The organism is Pseudomonas sp. LFS044 (assembly GCF_047978245.1).
GTDB lineage: Bacteria > Pseudomonadota > Gammaproteobacteria > Pseudomonadales > Pseudomonadaceae > Aquipseudomonas.
Map to the genome: position 1 here is coordinate 83,688 of NZ_JBFPFX010000001.1, position 16,672 is coordinate 100,359.

General features: G+C 58.6%; 18 protein-coding genes. 5 read left to right on the forward strand and 13 right to left on the reverse strand.

Features of this window, described 5'->3' with window-relative positions; translation table 11 throughout:
- Nucleotides 1-89 precede the first annotated feature (89 nt).
- Nucleotides 90-428 (reverse strand): helix-turn-helix domain-containing protein, encoded by a 339-nt coding sequence (locus tag ACNQPL_RS00435; RefSeq protein WP_416465189.1) that lies wholly within the window; start codon nt 426-428, stop codon nt 90-92.
- 200 nt (nt 429-628) lie between these two features.
- On the opposite strand from ACNQPL_RS00435, the gene ACNQPL_RS00440 reads away from it, so the two are divergent.
- Nucleotides 629-811: a hypothetical protein gene (locus ACNQPL_RS00440; protein WP_416465513.1), complete on the forward strand. Its 183-nt coding sequence runs from the start codon at nt 629-631 to the stop codon at nt 809-811.
- Between the two features lie 43 nt (nt 812-854).
- On the opposite strand, the gene ACNQPL_RS00445 is transcribed toward ACNQPL_RS00440, so the two are convergent.
- The 10 genes from ACNQPL_RS00445 to ACNQPL_RS00490 form a co-directional block, all read right to left on the reverse strand.
- Nucleotides 855-1,283, reverse strand: coding sequence for a single-stranded DNA-binding protein (locus ACNQPL_RS00445; RefSeq protein WP_416465191.1), 429 nt, complete (start codon nt 1,281-1,283; stop codon nt 855-857).
- A complete protein-coding gene (locus tag ACNQPL_RS00450) occupies nt 1,280-1,783 on the reverse strand; it encodes a DUF3158 family protein (RefSeq protein ID WP_416465193.1) in 504 nt (167 codons plus the stop codon). The genes ACNQPL_RS00445 and ACNQPL_RS00450 overlap by 4 nt, the downstream gene beginning before the upstream one ends.
- Entirely contained in the window at nt 1,780-2,535 is a 756-nt protein-coding gene (locus tag ACNQPL_RS00455; protein WP_416465195.1) for a PFL_4669 family integrating conjugative element protein, read from the reverse strand. Before ACNQPL_RS00455 ends, ACNQPL_RS00450 begins: the two co-directional genes overlap by 4 nt.
- A 325-nt stretch (nt 2,536-2,860) precedes the next feature.
- A complete protein-coding gene (locus ACNQPL_RS00460) occupies nt 2,861-4,054 on the reverse strand; it encodes an STY4528 family pathogenicity island replication protein (protein WP_416465197.1) in 1,194 nt (397 codons plus the stop codon).
- On the reverse strand, nt 4,048-4,599 hold the full coding sequence (locus ACNQPL_RS00465; protein ID WP_416465199.1) for a DUF2857 domain-containing protein: 552 nt from the start codon (nt 4,597-4,599) through the stop codon (nt 4,048-4,050). The genes ACNQPL_RS00460 and ACNQPL_RS00465 overlap by 7 nt, the downstream gene beginning before the upstream one ends.
- A 16-nt stretch (nt 4,600-4,615) precedes the next feature.
- Nucleotides 4,616-6,187, reverse strand: coding sequence for a ParB family protein (locus tag ACNQPL_RS00470; RefSeq protein WP_416465201.1), 1,572 nt, complete (start codon nt 6,185-6,187; stop codon nt 4,616-4,618).
- Nucleotides 6,188-6,275: 88 nt separating this feature from the next.
- Nucleotides 6,276-7,163, reverse strand: coding sequence for a ParA family protein (locus tag ACNQPL_RS00475; RefSeq protein ID WP_416465203.1), 888 nt, complete (start codon nt 7,161-7,163; stop codon nt 6,276-6,278).
- Nucleotides 7,164-7,167: 4 nt separating this feature from the next.
- Nucleotides 7,168-7,383 (reverse strand): AlpA family transcriptional regulator, encoded by a 216-nt coding sequence (locus ACNQPL_RS00480; RefSeq protein WP_010799440.1) that lies wholly within the window; start codon nt 7,381-7,383, stop codon nt 7,168-7,170.
- Nucleotides 7,384-7,496: 113 nt separating this feature from the next.
- Nucleotides 7,497-8,234 carry a hypothetical protein gene (locus tag ACNQPL_RS00485; protein ID WP_416465206.1) on the reverse strand — a complete coding sequence of 246 codons (738 nt, stop codon included), beginning with the start codon at nt 8,232-8,234 and terminating at the stop codon, nt 7,497-7,499.
- 316 nt (nt 8,235-8,550) lie between these two features.
- On the reverse strand, nt 8,551-8,799 hold the full coding sequence (locus tag ACNQPL_RS00490; protein WP_416465208.1) for a carbohydrate porin: 249 nt from the start codon (nt 8,797-8,799) through the stop codon (nt 8,551-8,553).
- A 376-nt stretch (nt 8,800-9,175) separates the two neighbouring features.
- Between ACNQPL_RS00490 and ACNQPL_RS00495 the strand changes: the two genes are divergently transcribed.
- The 4 genes from ACNQPL_RS00495 to ACNQPL_RS00510 all read left to right on the forward strand — a co-directional run bounded on the left by ACNQPL_RS00495 (nt 9,176) and on the right by ACNQPL_RS00510 (nt 14,040).
- Nucleotides 9,176-10,693, forward strand: a complete 1,518-nt coding sequence (locus ACNQPL_RS00495; RefSeq protein ID WP_416465210.1) for an aldehyde dehydrogenase — start codon at nt 9,176-9,178, stop codon at nt 10,691-10,693.
- Nucleotides 10,694-10,742: 49 nt separating this feature from the next.
- Nucleotides 10,743-11,489, forward strand: a complete 747-nt coding sequence (locus ACNQPL_RS00500; protein ID WP_416465212.1) for an SDR family NAD(P)-dependent oxidoreductase — start codon at nt 10,743-10,745, stop codon at nt 11,487-11,489.
- A gap of 72 nt (nt 11,490-11,561) precedes the next feature.
- Nucleotides 11,562-12,914: an MFS transporter gene (locus tag ACNQPL_RS00505; RefSeq protein ID WP_416465214.1), complete on the forward strand. Its 1,353-nt coding sequence runs from the start codon at nt 11,562-11,564 to the stop codon at nt 12,912-12,914.
- A 91-nt stretch (nt 12,915-13,005) separates the two neighbouring features.
- Complete coding sequence (locus tag ACNQPL_RS00510) at nt 13,006-14,040, forward strand: SMP-30/gluconolactonase/LRE family protein (protein WP_416465215.1); 1,035 nt, start codon at nt 13,006-13,008, stop codon at nt 14,038-14,040.
- Between the two features lie 66 nt (nt 14,041-14,106).
- On the opposite strand, the gene ACNQPL_RS00515 is transcribed toward ACNQPL_RS00510, so the two are convergent.
- Together ACNQPL_RS00515 and ACNQPL_RS00520 are read right to left on the reverse strand one after the other, a co-directional pair.
- Nucleotides 14,107-15,558: an NAD-dependent succinate-semialdehyde dehydrogenase gene (locus ACNQPL_RS00515; RefSeq protein WP_416465515.1), complete on the reverse strand. Its 1,452-nt coding sequence runs from the start codon at nt 15,556-15,558 to the stop codon at nt 14,107-14,109.
- Nucleotides 15,559-15,621: 63 nt separating this feature from the next.
- Entirely contained in the window at nt 15,622-16,461 is an 840-nt protein-coding gene (locus ACNQPL_RS00520) for a hypothetical protein (protein WP_416465217.1), read from the reverse strand.
- Nucleotides 16,462-16,672: the final 211 nt, after the last annotated feature.

A 16,672-nucleotide genomic window follows, 5' to 3' on the forward strand; every position in this document is an offset into this window, starting at 1 on the left:
ACTGACAGGGTGGGCGAGTGGTAGGGGAGCGCTAGGGAAAAGCTGAACTGGTCGAGATCATATCGGTGTAGCCGCCAGCGGCGAGCGACTTACCGTTGCGCGAGGTGCGCGGTCACGGTCTGCAGCAGGTCCAGGGCAAACTTGTCCGTCTCGCCAAGGTCCTTGATCAGTAAGGCAATCTTTTGCCCTTGGTCCTGTGGCCGAGGACTGATGGCCAGCAGCAGCTCATCGGCTGGACAGCCATACATATCCGCCAATTGCAGCAGCTTGGGCACGGTCAGTTCGACCTTGCCACGCTCCATGCGCGAGACCGCTTCGGTGCCGATCTCCAGGCGTTCACCGACTTGCGCCTGGGTAAAGCCCTGGGCACGGCGGTACTTGGCCAACTGGCGGCCAATGTGTTGTGGGCTAGGCTCTTTGACTGGCAACGGGGAGGCTCTCCAATTCAACCCGTATGGTTGACCAGCCACCCGGAGATATGAACGCCCTATAAGGTTGACTGCCAACTTAATGGGGCGTATCACCAGATAAGAATACGGTGACCTGACTGTCACACGGAGATAGCGGCTTGGACGAGCTTGAGCAGCATGAAGCGGATGCGTTAGCGATCAAGGCCTGCGAGTTGTTCATGGCCACCCATCAGGAACCTGACAATCAGGCGGCGAGGGCTAGGTTGATCGCGTGGGTCAAGGAAGCGCCAGCGCACTGGCGGGCGTTCCTTGCCCTGGACCAGTACCTGGCGGAGGTCAAAGGGTTGATCGAGGGGGACGGCCTGCGTGATGTTGCCCGGGGCGTGGGGCGCCGCGACTAAGCGGTATCGCGCTGAAGGGCACGTTCCACTGACGTCCACCAGCTTAAGTCGGCTTGCGGGTGGTTTTCTTGCCGGCCGGCTTGCGGCTGCTGCCCCCATTGTCACTGGCCTTTTCGCGCATGGACACGCCGGCCAGGCGATGCGGCAGGATGCCGATGTGCCGCGCCTCGACCTTGAATGTCACCCGGGCATTGTCCTCGCTGTCTTCCCACTCATCCTTGACCGTTCGGCCCATGACCAAGACGCGCATGCCTTTCTGGTACAAGGTGCTCCAGTGCTCGGCATCGCGGTGCCAGAGCTCCACCGGGGCCCAATAGCCGCCGCGATCTTCATAGCCGCCCTCGCGCGGTACCGGATTGTCGAAATAGACATTCAACCGCAGCAGCCGCTTTGGCTCGTCCGGGTTGTTGTTGAACTCCTGAAACTCAGGGGGACTGCCGATATTGCCTTCGCCAACAAAGAACGTGCTCATGGGTGTTTCTCCTCGGTGGTGGTATCGAAAAGGACGTCATCGGCATACGCGAGCTTGAGGGCGCCCATGAGGACCTGGCGGTAGAGCGAGTTCAGGCTGCTCATCTGCAGGTTGAGGACGATCCGGTTGGCCTCCAGCTGGTACAGCGCCTGGCGCAGCTCCGGCTGAAGCAACGGATGCTCCATCACCTGCTCCCAGACCTCCACGCCCATGCGCTTGAAGTCCGGGCTGCGCCAGCGGAGGAAGCAGGCGCCCTGGGAGCTGTGCTGGACGCTCAGTCGCAACTCGAGCAACGAGAAGGGTGACTGCGCCATGATCGCCAGCATCGCAGCCATCAGCGTCTCGAGTTCGCCGCGCAGCTGTTTGATTGTCTCGGCGAACTGGAACAGCTCCCCCTTACCCTTAAAAGGCTTTAAAAGGCCTTTTAGAGAGGCACTGTGTTCAAGCTCGCGATAGGCCTCTGATGACAGGCAGTGGGCGATCGCTTCGGCCAGGGTCATGCTTCACCGCCTTCGGCGGGCTCGCCGGGCGCAGGTTTCACGTCGTCATCAAGTTGATCGGTCTCAGTGGGCAGTGCGGGCTTGGCGGTGCGCACGATGGGCGGCGCAAATTGCGAGCGCCGGGTGCCTTCGAGAATGTCCTGAGGCGGGATGCCGAACTTGTCGATGGCCTCGCGGGCGCGGGCGTTGTTGGCCGCCATGTCGTCGCGGCTTACCCCGGCCAGTCGGTACTGCTGCGCCATGCTGAACAGACTGCGCAGCAGGTGGGCGCCACGATCGATCCAGTGTTCCATGTCGACCCGGCCGATCAGCGCGGTGTGGTGGGCGAGCAGCACGCGACGCACCAGGCTGTCGTAGTCGGTCAGCAGGTAGACGGCGAGAAACCCCAACTGGCTGCCGATAAACAGGGGCAGGGTGACAGGGTGGATGTTCAGGTTGTCGCCGATACTGACCTGGGAGGGCAGGTCGCGCTCGACCAATTTGACTTGCTCGATCAACGCCAGCAGCTCGGCCTTGGCCTGCAATACCTTGTCTTCGAGTTGCAGCATGAACCAGTCGGCGAAGGGGTCGTCCTGACTGCTTGCCTGCTTGAGCAGGTTGGTGACGCTGATGTAGCCCGCCATGCCCATGATGCCGAACACGCCTTCGCGTGCGGCACGGCCCTGCCACAGACGTGCTGCGTGATGCGTGTGCAGGGTGAGGGTGATGCTGCTGCGCAGTGAGCCCAGGTTGAGTTGGTAGTGGTCGACCATTGCCAGATCCTCGCCGTCGGAATGACGCCGACGATCTGCGCTCTCGGGCGACCTGGCAGTGATCAATGTGAAGGCGATGGGCTCACATTGCCCCTCCTTTCGATGGTCCTGGCCTTGATGCCACTGTGATCAAATCCACTGAGTGACAACGCAGCTAACTGCTTCATCCTGGCATTGGTCAAAACTTGCAACCTCGCAGCCATCACGCAGATCACTCTCCTCAAGCGATTGTGTGTGGATAGAAAACGTCACTGGAGTGATGCCACTGCGATCAAATCCATTGAGCTCCGCTGATCGTTGGAGATCTGAAAGACTCAGCGCGCTGTTACGTTGCCCCGCTCACGACACCGCAGCGAAGCTTGAGCTGCTCCAGGTACGCCTTGGCCAGCGGTGAGGCCACACGGCTTCCGGATTCCCGCGATCGCTCATCAGCTGGCTCTGGCGGGCGAATGCGCTTGCGCGGTGCTGGCGGCGCATCGCTACGGGCGGCCCACAGGGTGAAGTCGCCCTGGCACGCCCGCTTGATCAGCCCCAACAGATACGCAATCGGCTTGCGGATGTCGCCGCGGCTACAGCGAACGGCTGCTTCATTGATCACCGCTTGTCGCTGTTCGGGCTCGAGCTGGCGCAGCGCCTGGACTGCCCGGCGCTGTTCAGTCGGGCTCAACTGCAGACCCTCTGGCCAATCGGCGCTGCCATCGGCCGAGGTGGGCGGTACTGTACTTTTTTTGCTTTGTTTTTGTACGGTACGGTCGAGCGTTGAATTCCGAACGGCAGCCGTAGCCGGGACGTTCATGCTGGATTCGGAATCGGTCGAGGAGGGTGCGGCAGACCGAACGCAGTGCGTCTCGCTTAGTTCGGAATGCTCGACATGGCTGTCGGCCTGCAGCGGCAAGGTCTGTTTAGCACTTGGCGTGGCGGGCGAAGCCATTATGGCCAAGGCCTCGTCAGCCACCTCCGGATCCGCTCGTAGCTCCTGGAGGACGTGCTGGGCGAGATCGCGCACGCCTTTGGTGGCGTGGGAGAGGTTTTGGCTGATCAGGGACAGGTAACCGGCATCTTGGTCGATGGCTTGTGCGGGGGACAGCGGCGCGTCGTGCAGCACGTAGACACTGCCGCGCAGGCAGCCCTGCGCATCCCGATAACGCTCGCTCAGGCTGAGCCAGCGGGTGGCACGTAACACGTTCAGTGCACGGGCGATGGTTTCGCGGGAAGCCTGTGCGCCACATGGGCTGGTCGCCAGGTACGGCTGCAGGTCCTGATAACGTGGGGTCCGCATTTGCCGCTCGGTGATCAACCAGCGCAGCACCAACCAGAGATTGCGCTCCACGGGGGTGAGCCGGCGATCCTGCAGCAATTCCAGCGGTAACGGTTCGTGGCTGCCGTGATAAACGAAGCCCGGCCCCTCAGCCAGCGCACGGGCGGCCTTGGCTTGTTCGGCCTGCTCCAGACAGCGCTTGAGCGTGACCATGCTCTGGCGCACCACATCGGCCCAGTCCACGGTGTAGAAGTTCAGCATGGGATACCTCCGTACAGCTCGATCTGCTGCCAGATCAGGGTCAGGCTGATCTGTTGTTCCTCGGCCAGCATCATCATCGCGTCCAGCGGTTCGCTGTCCGGATCTTCAGCTCGCAACTGGCGCCAACGGTTCCACACCGCATGCTCCTGGTTTTCGCTGAGCTGGACAGGGCGACCGCGATGAGTCTCGATTTTCAGGATGCGTCGGCGCAACGCCGTGTCGGAATGGTCGAGGCCGAAGCAGCGGTACATGATGTTCGAGCTCGCCCCCAACTTGAGGGCACGGTTGATCAGCCGCTCGTTCAGTTCATCGCGTTCGGCTTGGGCGATCAGGCGACGCAGCACCGTGGTGTCGACCTTGATCTCGACCCAGGTGATCGTGGAGTGCGCCAGGTGGGACAAGGTTGTGGGCGGCAGCGACTGCAGCACCTCGATGTCCTCGTCGCCGAGGCCCAAGGCCTTGCACCGTTGCAGTCGGCCATGGCGCAGTTCATGCAGGACCTGGTTCAACATGGCGTGGTTCAGCAGATTGAACGACGTGCTCATGCGGCACCTCCGGGTGTCAGCGGGTGGACGACAGCGTGAGTTCGATCAGGCGTCGAGAGAGCCGGATAAGTGAAAACAGTTGCGCCAATTGAGGATCGGGGAGCCGCTCGATTCCGATCGCGAGCGGTGGGCGCTCGATCAGCGGAAGTTCGTAGGCACCCAGCAGCAGTTGGCCGAACAGCGCTGCCGGAAGTTGCTGCCGTTGCTCCCAAGCAACGTCATCCTGCACGCGCAACAGCGCGCCCAGCAGCAGCTGAATCCCGGTGCGGTGGGGTGTCGAAGGCGCTACTGTATCGGGCGCCAATGAGAAACCCAGGCCTTCTTCCGTGGCGCAGACCATGTGTGGCGCATTGGCGTAGCCAGCCAGTTCGCTGGCCAGTTGCGCGCAGGCCTGGCGAAGTTGCACCAGGTCTTCCAGAGCGGGCGGTATCGGCCAGATGGTATCCAGTGAATCGGGCAAGCACTGAAGCCCAGCATTGCCGACATCGGCAGACTGAGCGGGCGGTGGCGCAGTTGAACTACGTTCCTGTTCACGGGCGGCGGCGGGAGGCTGCGTCAGGTCTGCCTGTTCTGGTTTCCTGTTAGCAGGTTGCGGAGGGCAGACCGGCTCCGGTGAGTGGAGCCCCGTGGGAGATTCGGGCTCGCTACCGGAAGTGCTATCGGTGTTTTCGCCCACGCTCAGCGGGGGAGACATGGACATGCAGGGTGTCAGTGGCTGACGTGATGGCTGGCCGCTATCTTGGATCAGCTCCAACGCCAGCAAACGTGGCGACTGGCCCAAGGTTTTCGCCATGTGCGCGAGCAGTTCGTCCTGTAGCTCGGTGATGTCCAGCTCCGCAGTTTCGCAGTCGAAGGTGCACAGTACTTCCAGCCATACTGCAGGGAATACCTGCCCAGCCGCAACGTAGCGATTCCAGACCGATTCGGCACGCCGACGCAGGTTAAGGGTCCGCTCGATCGAAGGTCTGCCCAAGCCGGCGTACAAGGTTTGCGGGATCGCTGGCAGCAGGTGCTCCAGGGTGTCCAGCATCCGGCTGATGTGCGATTGCGAGATCGGGTAGCCGCCGGCCGATAGTTGCGCCGCCAGTTCACGTTGACTCAGGCTACCGCCGTCTACCAGCAGCATGTCGCGGAACTTGGCCACGGCCAGTGCTCGCTCGATGAAGGTGAGTTGGCCGTGCAGGTCACTTTCGGCCAGATGGCCCAGCAGCGTATGGAGCTCCGACTGCCAGGGACGAAACAGGCAATGGATGCGGAAGAAGCGCTCCTCGCGGGTTTCTTGCCACAGTTCGCCGAGGATACTCAGGCGGGTGTTGCCGCCGTTGCGGATGATGAACTGCGGCTCGCCGGGCCTGCGCGTAATGGACGGGGGCTGGTCCAGGCCGCGGTCGCGGATAGAGGCCTTCAACTCCTCGTACAACGGGTTACGGATGAAGCGCGGATTGTGCTCGTAGGGCCGCAGCTGCTCGAGGGTCACGACCATCGGCGTGTCACAGTCGGGATCGGTGGGCGATACCTGTGCTGCCCGCTGTGGGAAGTGCCCGTGCTGGAGCTGGCGCGTGATGTCTTCGGAGGTTGGCGGTTTCATGGGTTTGCCCCTGATCTGTCAGTGCAGGCGACTCCGCCCAGGCCTTCCCGATCGGCTGCATGGGTGGGGCAGCGGGGAAGAGTGCGCACTAGGCGGGTCGGCCGGTGACGCATTCCACTGAGGCAATGCTGTTGGGAAAAGACCGCGCACGGACCCTGGTCTGGGCCAGTCGCTGCTCCCACTCAGGGAACAGTTCATTGGCCAGTGCCCGCATGACATCGGCCGCGCAGCGACTGCGCGATCGAGGGGCGGCTTTCGACTCGACCCGATGCACCGGCAAACCCAATGAAGCGGCGTTGAGGTATGCGACACGATCAGGGATCACCGTGTTACAGACGCTGACATGCGCGTCGGCGGCAAAGGTGTTGCGCAGGCTCTGCATGATCAGGCAGGTGTCGCGCCGGTTGGTGTTTACCTGATTGAGCAGCAGTTTCACCGGGGGCAAGTCCACGCCGAGGTAGCGGTAGGGTTCCAGCTCCTCGAACAGGCCGAGCGTGCCACGGCGCAGTTCGCGTGCCGCGAGCATTTCCGGTGGCAACGGGCATAGCGCACAATCGGAGGCGAGGATGGCCATCTCCACGACCACGCTGCGTGCCCCCTGGGTGTCGACGATGAGGACATCGTAGCGATCAGTGAACGCTGGCAGCAGGTTGCGCAGGCGCAGTCGGCCATCGGGCGCGTGCAGCAGTACGGTGCCCAGGTGGCCGGCGCGGTCGTTGGAGACGATCAGTTCAAGCCGCGGGATGGCGGTGGCGGAAATGATCTGCTCGGTAACCGTGAGCCGCTGCGAGATCAGTTCGTAGCTGCCCGCTTCACGGGACTCGCACAGGGCATAGTAGCTGGACAACGTCGGTTGACTGTCTAGGTCGAGTAGCAGCACCTTCAAGCCGGCGTCGGCAAGCAGGCCACCGAGGTTGGCGGCAACCGTGGTCTTGCCAGCGCCGCCCTTGGTCGAGATCAGCGAAAGGACTTTCATGGCACTACTCCCGAACGGACAGGCGATCCTGAACCCACTGTTCGATCTCCAGCGAGTCCCAACCCACGGCGCGCGTGCCGATGCGCCGGCATTGTGGGAACAATCCGGCCTTCATCAGGTTGTAGATGTGCGAGCGTTTGAAGCCGGTTTTTTGTTCCACCTCATCGCGGCGCATGATGTGGCGATCGGCGGAAGCTGGGGCAGGGCTGGCAGGTTGCATGGTGTCACTCCTTAGCGCCATGTGGCGCGCAGTGGGATGTGACAGTCAGTGAAGGTGCGATAGGGTGAAAAATCATTGCCAGGCAATGGCCGCCATTGCCTGGCAATTCGGCGTTAGGCCTGCTCCGCTTGGGCCAAATGGCGGCGAGCCAACGCAAATTTCCGATCAAGGGTGTGTTTTCTTAAACCATGTAGGCCAGGGAATCGAGCCAAAATGGCCTGGACTACCGCCGTCTGATTTTTGTAGATCGACTGTACTTGACCGGATTTCGACTTGCCCACCATGAGAGTCAGCAGGGCGCCGATGATTGTGTAGTGGATGCTCGCGGATGCTTCAGACGCTGGCTCAGCTGCATCAAGCTGCGCCGTAAGCTCGTGCTCTTGGCGCTTGTAGACCGTCATCTCCTCGACAACAGAGTCGTAGGCCTGATGCATTTTCTCAAACTCACGTGCATAGAAGTCCCGTTCAGCTTGCACAGCCAGAAAGGCGTTCAAACTCACGCACTCGATGTGATCGATATTCTTGGGAAACAGGAATTCGGGTTTTTCCTCCGGATGGTTCAGCGCAAACCAGGCCCGTAAATCTGGACGACGAATTGACCAGTACACACGCTCGGCGTGGTCGTGGTGCGTAATGGGCCCGCCGAGGAACGTTGCCGGTAGCTCACCTGAGGCAATGGCGTCGTAGATGCGCTCCACATAGAAGTGGAGACAGGGCCACTGAGGAAAATGTTTGAGTAGCTCACCTGAGTGGGCTATTTCGACCTGTAAGATCTCTGCGGTGTGATCGGCCAGATCGCACCAAAGAATTGCCGCATCGATGGGGTGATAGCAGCTTTTGATTGAGTCCATGTCATGCAGCCTCCTGCTAATTTCTTCCCTATTTCGCTGGCGGGGGCTGGTTTGCTGCGCCTCTGTCGAGCGAGCCATTTACCACAGAATCATTTTGGATCCAATGATCCTGACAGTTCTTAAAAGGATTTGTTCACCGGCAAGGGAGCAGGAGCGACAAGTTTTGACGCACTTGTATAATTGCTTAGCATTTGCGGTACATGCCTTTCGACGATATTGCACCGCTTACTCAGCATAAAGGGAGATGCGAAGGGGTATCTATTAATGGGAGAGTAGGTCAATTAAGAACTACCTTAAATTTTTTGGTTGGTGGCTCTCACAATCGAAATTGCAATTTCAATCCTATAATTACCGCGCTCTTGACTTCATCAACTCCGCCAGGGTTTCTCACGTACTGAAGATTTGGCCTGATCATCAGCCATTTTTGTTGCTTGTAAGCCGTAGAATAGCTCGGTGCTATATTCTCTTCCTTGGACGGGTATAAAAGCCAGCTCGTCGAAATTCGTACTGGTAGTAATGGCGCTCGGCAGCCTCTGTCGTTTCGCGAGTTGTAGGATGACCTCAATGTGGAAAACAGCTATCCCAATTTGATCGGTGAGACCGATATCGAATGGATCCACAATAATCACCCTTGGATTCAGAGAGCTACGGCTATGGCTTGTATCTATTTCGTTGAAATAGACTTGGTACGCCAGAAAGTTGGAACTGCTTTGAAAGTTGGTCGCTCAAATGTAACCGCTTGGGCAAGTCGGCTTCCAAACCCCAGCATCGGAGCCGAGCGTGTCCGGCCACGTGGCAAGCCGAGACATTCATGCATGGTGGGAGTGCGCCGAGCAGTCAGCCCAGGCGGGCGGCGAACTGCAGCAAAGGTCGGCGATCTTTTTGTTGAAATATCCCAAATGGCGGGATAATGTAAATATGGTCACATATTCGTTAGATGCGTGCTCTTCGCACGCAGCGCCATGGAGGATGAGCTTTTGGAAACCTATTCACACTGGATCAACGGTGCCTACCACGAGCCGAGTGGACGCGAGTGGATGGACACGATGGACCCGTACAGCGGTCAGGCATGGGCAAAAATTCCGCTCGGCGTTGCCGCTGATGCGGATCTTGCCGTCAGCGCGGCGAAGCAGGCGATGACATCGGGCTCATGGGCCAGCATGAGCGCCACGCAGCGCGGAAAAATCATGCGTCGGATCGGAGATCTGACGCTGCAGCATGCTGATCGTCTGGCCGAGCTTGAGGTGCGGGACAACGGCAAGTTGCTCGCCGAAATGCGTGGCGCGATCAATAACGTGGCCGAAATTTGGTACTACTACGCAGGGCTTGCCGACAAAATCCAAGGCGCTGTGATGCCGATCGAAAAATCCGGGATGATTGGCCTGACTCAACGCGAGCCCATTGGTGTTGTACTGGCATTAACTGCTTGGAATGCGCCTCTGAATTTCCTCGCCCTTAAGTGCGCACCAGCGCTTGCCGCGGGTTGTGCCGTTGTCGTCAAACCGTCGGAGTTTTCTTCGGTCAGTTCGTTGTTTTTCGCATCCTTGACTCAGGAAGCAGGACTGCCCGACGGAGTGCTGAACGTTGTCACGGGGCTTGGGCAAAGCATTGGAGCGCCGTTGGTCGAGCACCCAGATGTGGCGATGATCACCTTCACTGGGTCCGACACCACTGGTGCCAAAGTCTACGAGGCGGCTGCCCGTCATATGAAGCGAGTGGCGCTGGAGCTAGGGGGGAAATCACCCAATATTGTATTCGCCGACGCTGACTTGGACCTGGCCGTCGCTGGAGCTGTCTCCGGGATTTTCGGTGGTGGGGGCCAAATGTGCACAGCGGGTTCGCGTCTCTTGGTGCAAAACTCGATTCTTGAATCTTTCACCGACAGGTTGGTGTCTAGCGCGCGCTCCATCAAACTCGGCGACCCGATGGACCCCACAACCCAGATGGGGCCGATGTCGACCACGCCGCAGTACCACAAGGTGCTTGAGTACATTGATATTGCCCATCAAGACGGTGCGCGCTGTGTCTTGGGGGGTAAACCCGCCAGCGGACCGGGTATCCAAGGCGGCCAGTTCGTCGAGCCCACCATCTTCGTCGATGTGTCCAACGCCATGCGTATTGCCCGTGAAGAGGTTTTCGGGCCGGTGCTGTCGGTAATTGGGTTTGAAGATGAAGCTCAGGCGATTGCGATTGCGAACGAAACGCCCTACGGACTGGCAGCAGGCGTTTGGACGCGCGACACCGGCCGGGTGTTCCGTATGGCCAAAGCGCTTGAAGTCGGCACTGTCTGGGGCAATACCTACCGCACCTACAGCTACATGATGCCGTTCGGTGGCATGAAAAAATCCGGGATTGGTCGAGAGATGGGGATCGAGGCGGTGGAAGAGTTCCTCGAAACCAAGAGTGTGATGATCTCCATCGCCGATGCCACGCCGCAAAACAACTTCATTCCGCGCTGATCAATCACTGCAACGTCAACGGCTCATAATCTCTAAGGACAAAAACAAAATGGCCAGTGTAAAACCGAATCATCCGGCACAAGCTCGTCTCGAAGGTCGCCGCATCGTCATCACCGGCGCTGCCTCGGGTATCGGTCGTGCTACTGCAGAGCGTTTCCTCGCTGAAGGTGCGAAGGTAAGTCTGCTCGACCGCAACCACGATGCACTCCATGCGCTGTATAGCCATACAAACGCTCACTGCTTTGCCGTGGACATCACGGACGAAGCTGCAGTGGCGCATGTCACCGAGCAGGCGGCGCAGAACATGGGGGGTATCGACGGTGTGGTGAATGCCGCCGGCATAATGGCGAAAGGTTCAATTTTGGACGTCCCTGCCGAGGAGTGGCGTAAACAGATTGAAGTCAACCTGGTGGGCACCTACATCGTTTCGCGCAACTGCTTACGCTGGATGAACGATGACGCTCCGGCAACTATCGTGAATATTGCATCTGCAGCGGGGCTGCTGCCCAACGCGCCAGGTCTGACCGCGTACGCGGCCTCTAAAGGTGGCGTAATTAATCTCACGCGTTGCATGGCTGCTGAGCTAGCGCCGCGCATTCGGGTGAACAGTGTATGTCCTGGGATGGTTGATACACCGATGGCTGATGGATACCGGGCCAACGTAGGAAATTATGCACTCAAGCGCCTAGCAGATCCTGCCGAAATCTGTGCAGCCATCCTGTTTCTTACATCCAACGAATCATCCTATGTCACCGGAGCCGCGCTGGCTGTAGACGGTGGTCGCTCGTTCCACTAATCGCAGAAGGTCACACGAGGTCCGCCTTGCGTGCCCAAGGCGGCCATTCACGTCTATATAAGGATAATAAGAATGACCGAATCAGGTTCTTACGCGCCAGTGGCTGCTCCTGGAGTGCTAGAGCATGTAAGTAGCGAGCGAGCGACGCATCCTTCTACGGAAAAAGATCGACGTCGATCCTTGATACGTGGGGTGTTGGGGGTTTCCTTTGAATACTACGATTTTGTCGTGTACGCAATTTTCGCGCCCTATTTTTCCAAGCTGTTCTTCCCGCAGGAAAGCGCGCTAGCCGCATCATTGAATACCCTCGCAATCTTCGCACTGGGTTTTCTTGCGCGCCCCATAGGTGCAATGCTGGCAGGCCGGCTGGCTGATCGCTTCGGTCGTAAGCCAGTGATGCTTGCTGCACTAGTCTTGGCGACAGTCGGCACGTTACTTATTGCCGTCTCCCCAACATATGAAACAATCGGTGCTCTGGCCGCTGTTGTATTGCTCGTTGCTCGGCTGATGCAGGGACTTGCCCACGGAATGGAAAGCATCTCGGCGTTTGTTTACGTAGGTGAAATGGCCAGCCCACGGTGGCGGACTTTACAGAGCTGTGCGTACCCAATTGGACTAGTCATCGGAATCATCCAGGGTTCACTTTTCGGCGCCATCCTGAGCTCATTACTCAGCGCCGAAGACATGCAGGCCTGGGGTTGGCGGGTGCCTTTTGCTATAGGCGTTGTCTACGGATTATCCACGCTAATTCTTCGCCACGGCATGCATGAATCATCTACTTTCGAGCAGGCCAAGAGGCAGGCAGGAAAGGAAGATGGTGGTTATTGGCGTAATATCGTGCGGCATAAAAAGACGGTGCTGACCTTGTTCCTGATCTGGCCGGCCAATTATGTCGCGTCTTACACCATGTTGGTTACATTCAGTGACTATGCCGTGACCCATCTTGGGGCCAAGCCTTCGGATGCTTACTGGGCAGCTGTGGCGGCTCAGGTAATGTACCTGTGCATGTTGCCCATCTGGGCTTATGTCTCCGACAAGCGTGGCCGACGTTTCAATTACACAGTCGGCTTTGGTGCGATCACGCTGCTGGTGTATCCGCTGCAGCATTTCCTGCTTGGGCCGAGTTTCTTGCAGATCCTGGTCCCGATGGCTCTAGGGTTGTTCTTTTTCGCGGCGATTGCCTCAACTGAAGTGGCCTTCGTCAATGAGATGGTCCCCAATCGGGTACGTGCCCAAGTCATCAGTATCCCCTCGTCGCTCACAGCGGTGCTATTCGGTGGCACGGCGCCTTACCTCAAATCTTGGCTGACAGCCTATGTGTCACCCAATGCCTTCATTTTCTATTTCATGACGTTGACGGTGATAGCGGTATTGGCCGTGCGCTTCCTGGTGGTGGAAACCAAGGGGCGAGACCTTTCGAACTAGATGAATTGATGGATCGACCAGGACACGGCCCTGACTCAGGGCCGTGTCCTGGTGCGTCTTAATCACCCTGCCAGAGGAATGGATGCTCAGCATGCGAATCAGTCTTTTTACAGCGCTTGCCATCACGCTTTGCTACACCGTCACGCCGTCGCAAGCGGCAGCACCAGCTGCAGTGCCAGCACTGGTTTACCCCGATTCAGGACAACCGCTGCATATTCTGCCCCTGGCGGAGCGCACATTGCCGACAATTACCGCACAAAGGTGGGCTACAGTCTCGACAAAAGGCCTTCAGCTCGAGGGCCCAGCGTTTGATCGCGAGGGTAATTTGCTGCTGGTAGAAGTTCTGAGCGGGAAAATCTTCAAGCTAGGGCCTGACGGAAGTTCTAAAGTTTTGGTCGAACAGAACATGCGTGGCTCTGCCGGGATCGCTATTCACAAGGATGGTCGACTGTTTGTAGCGGGACTGGGCAATTACCGGGACACTGGCAACCTCACGACTTACCATCCAGACGGTAGGGCTGATCGGCAGATCATTCCCCCTGAACGCGGAATGCTCCCTGACGACATCGTCTTCGACAGCCATGGGGGGCTGTATTTTACCGACTTCAGGGGCGGATCGACCAATCCCGAGGGCGGGGTGTATTACATTGCCCCAGAGAGTGACAAGATCATTCCTGTACTCTCAAAAATGGCCCTGCCCAATGGCATAGCCCTGTCCCCGGACGGGAAGGTACTCTGGGTCACCGAGTTTGCCACCGGCCTACTTCACCGAGTCGACCTTGAGGGACCGGGAAGAGTCGCTCCTTTCGGAGCGTTGGTGGCATACCATTTCAGCGGCCCTTCGCCCGACTCGATGCGCGCGGACCAGGACGGTAACCTCTATGTGGCTCAGTACGGGCAAGGCCGCGTGCTGGTGTTCAATCCAAATGGCATACCGATTGGTCAGATTCTAATACCGGGCAGAGAGGATGGGCACTTTCTGCGCTCAACCAGCATGGCGCTCAAGCCCGGGACGCGGGAAATCTACCTCGTCGCCAACGATGGCGAGCAAGGCAGGGGGGCTGCGGTATTCCGAGCTGTGGGGTTCACCAGCGCGCTTCCCCTGTTCTCCCATCAGGCCCCTTGACAGTCGATTGAAACAACCGAGGGCGCAGTGAGCGCCCTCGGTTGTTTCCGCCGCTATAATAATGGATTACAGGCCGCCGAGTGCCATGTACTTAATCTCGAGATATTCCTCGATACCATTATGGCCACCTTCCCGGCCCAAGCCGCTTTCCTTCACACCGCCAAACGGTACTTCTGGAGTGGAGATCAGGCCCTCGTTGATACCTACGATGCCATACTCAAGCGCTTCAGCTACCCGGAAGACGCGCGCCAGATCTCGTGCGTAGAAATAGCTGGCCAAGCCGAACGGGGTGTCGTTCGCCAGTTTGATAGCTTGCTCCTCGGTCGAGAACCGGAACAGCGGAGCGACCGGACCGAAGGTTTCGTCGTGGAAGATAATCGCGTCCACCGGAACATCGCTCAGCACAGTAGGCAGGAAGAAGTTTCCGCCGCGAGCATGCCGTTTACCGCCAGTAACAATAGAGGCACCCTTGGCGAGTGCATCGCTGATATGCTCTTCGACTTTCACGACGGCAGCCTGGTTGATAAGAGGACCTTGGGTAGCACCGTCCTCAAGGCCGTCGGCCACGTGCAGCGCTTCGACTGCCACTTTTAGTTTCGCGGTGAATGCTTCGTAGACCCCGTCCTGCACCAGGATACGGTTAGCGCAAACACAGGTCTGGCCGGTATTACGGAATTTCGAAGCCATCACGCCTTTAACGGCTGAGTCCAGATCAGCGTCATCGAACACGATAAACGGGGCATTGCCGCCCAGCTCCATCGAGGTCTTCTTAATGGTTTTGGCGCACTGCTCCAGTAGCACACGGCCTACTTCGGTGGATCCGGTAAACGAGAGTTTGCGCACAATCGGGTTTGCAGTCAGTTCGCCGCCTGTGTCGCGTGACGGCCCGGTGATAACGTTGCATACACCCTTCGGCATGCCTGCGCGCTCGGCCAGCACTGCAATCGCCAGAGCAGAGAAGGGCGTCTGGGTCGCTGGGCGGATGACCCCGGTACAGCCTGCTGACCAACCCGGCCCGGCCTTGCGGGTGATCATCGCAGACGGGAAGTTCCAAGGGGTGATCGCTGCGAATACTCCGATCGGCTCTTTGGTGATAAGCACCCGCCGACCAGGCACGTGTCCTGGCATTGTCTCCCCGTAGACCCGGCGACCCTCTTCGGCATACCAATCGAGGAAGCCGGCTGAGTATTCGATTTCCGCCTTCGCCTCAGCCAGGGGCTTACCTTGCTCGGCAGTCATGATCGCCGCTAAGTCGTCTTTGTTGTCGAGCATCAGCTCGGCGATACGGTGAACGATTTTGCCACGTTCTTTGGCAGTCATAGCACGCCACAGGGGCAGTGCAGCGCCGGCAGCTTCGATGGCTCTGCGCGTTTCCGATGCGCCCATGGCCGGCACAACCCCGACCAGCTCGCCTGTTGAAGGATTGCGGACTTCAAGTACGTTACCGTTGTCGGCACCGACCCACTTTCCATCAATGTAATTCTGATTGCGCAGCAGCTCAGGATCTTTGAGTGTGATCTTGTTAATGACCGTAGACATCTGTGTCGCCCTTTGCAGGAACAATTGGAAGGAGAGGTGCTGTCAGAACTGGTGGAACACGAAGCACAGCAGTTCGGTAGCTTCAACGGCACGAAGGGCCACCGGAGCTTCGTTGGCTGCCAGCTCGAACCCAGTTTCAGGGCCGTACTGCTCACCCTCCGCCTCAAGTTTGCCGTGTGTGAGATACAGCAACTGAATGGATGGGTTCTGGCGCGTAACGTAGACCGCGCCTGCTGCCAAGCGGATAAAGCCAATACGCAGATTGCGCTCGGTGAAGGTGCCCAGCCACTTCACGGACACGCCTTCGCTCCCTTCCGGCGCCCAGTCGTAGGCGTCAGGATTCATCGCGACGACGTCGGTGTAGCGTGGCTCTGCAAACTGCAGTTTTTTGCCGGTGGCATGTTCGAAGCATGCATCGGAGCCGTCCATGCTTTGCTCAATGCCGTGCTCGTCTTTCCAGTAATACATCCCCTTACGGAATTCGCCTTTGGAATTGAGGATCGCGTTGGTGGACTCGCGTTGAGCGACGCTTAGATACCCGTTGCCGCTCGCCCCGCCGAGTTGCAACACCAGAGTCTCCAGGCCTTCAGTGCGCTCCTGTGGGCCGTAAGGGACACTTTCTGGGAAGTACCCGACCCAGCCTTCCTGAAGGAACGAGGTCTCTCCGTATGGCAGCACGCCTTTGATCACGTAACGGATCTGGTCAAAGTTGTGTCGATGTCGCGGAGTGCGCCAGCCACCTGAGCCGGTGAGCCCCATGTTGAGATCGTAGTTATTTGGCGAGCCATCCTCACCGAACAACAGGTGTTTTTGCGCAAGCTTGCCCTCACGCATGGTCCCTACCATTTCGGTATTCGTATCCGAAGCCTTACCTACTCGCATCGTTCGTTCCTCTGAAGCTGAAGGTCATTTTCGACCGAAGGGTCTTCCCGCCACACCGGGCCCTTGACGACAAGCCGTGCGCTCGCAAGGTGGTCCTTGGAAATGGCGTCAAATTAAATATATCCCGCAATGTGAGATGCGGTCAAATTTATGGGATTTGCTTTGAATGCAGCCTTCTAGGCCAATCAATGTTGAGTGAGAGGTAGTAAAT